Origin of the sequence: Citrobacter sp. Awk 2, assembly GCF_028069815.1 — a bacterium.
GTDB lineage: Bacteria > Pseudomonadota > Gammaproteobacteria > Enterobacterales > Enterobacteriaceae > Citrobacter.
Genome location: NZ_JANEWL010000232.1, coordinates 1 through 886, shown reverse-complemented (window position 1 = coordinate 886; position 886 = coordinate 1). Strand labels below are relative to the sequence as shown.

At 47.8% G+C, this 886-nt stretch carries 2 tRNA genes and 2 rRNA genes; all 4 read right to left on the bottom strand.

Features of this window, described 5'->3' with window-relative positions:
• Positions 1 to 269, bottom strand: a 23S ribosomal RNA gene (locus NNO02_RS23385); the annotation flags it as partial.
• Between the two features lie 205 nt (positions 270 to 474).
• A tRNA-Ala gene (locus NNO02_RS23380) sits at positions 475 to 550 on the bottom strand.
• Between the two features lie 105 nt (positions 551 to 655).
• Positions 656 to 732: transfer RNA gene (locus tag NNO02_RS23375), tRNA-Ile, on the bottom strand.
• A 71-nt stretch (positions 733 to 803) separates the two neighbouring features.
• A 16S ribosomal RNA gene (locus NNO02_RS23370) occupies positions 804 to 886 on the bottom strand; the annotation flags it as partial.

Below are 886 nucleotides of genomic sequence, written 5' to 3'. Positions count from 1 at the left end.
GGGCTGCTCCCCGTTCGCTCGCCGCTACTGGGGGAATCTCGGTTGATTTCTTTTCCTCGGGGTACTTAGATGTTTCAGTTCCCCCGGTTCGCTTCATTACGCTATGTATTCACGTAATGATAGTGTGNCGAATCACACTGGGTTTCCCCATTCGGAAATCGCCGGTTATAACGGTTCATATCACCTTACCGACGCTTATCGCAGATTAGCACGTCCTTCATCGCCTCTGACTGCCAGGGCATCCACCGTGTACGCTTAGTCGCTTAACCTCACAACCCGAAGATGTTTCGTAAAACATCACCGTGTTGCGAAAATTTGAGAGACTCGAACACACCGCTTTTCATTTCTTATTACGGAGAAATGAAACAGTGTGTCGTTTCAATTTTCAGCTTGATCCAGATTTTTAAAGAGCAAAACTTCGCAGTGAACCTTTTCAGGTACACTCTGAAGTTTTCTTGTTTTTTGCAGTAAAGATGGTGGAGCTATGCGGGATCGAACCGCAGACCTCCTGCGTGCAAAGCAGGCGCTCTCCCAGCTGAGCTATAGCCCCATCGTAGTTATCTCATTCACCTTAATTTTTGTTGAAGCAAGGCGTGGTGACACGAAGCATACTGAAGTATGTGAGTGTCGCCGCAACGCGGCATCAGCAAAAATTTGGTAGGCCTGAGTGGACTTGAACCACCGACCTCACCCTTATCAGGGGTGCGCTCTAACCACCTGAGCTACAAGCCTGCAGAGATTTTCTTACTGCTAATTTTCATCAGACAATCTGTGTGAGCACTACAAAGAACGTTTCTTTAAGGTAAGGAGGTGATCCAACCGCAGGTTCCCCTACGGTTACCTTGTTACGACTTCACCCCAGTCATGAATCACAAAGTGGTAAGCG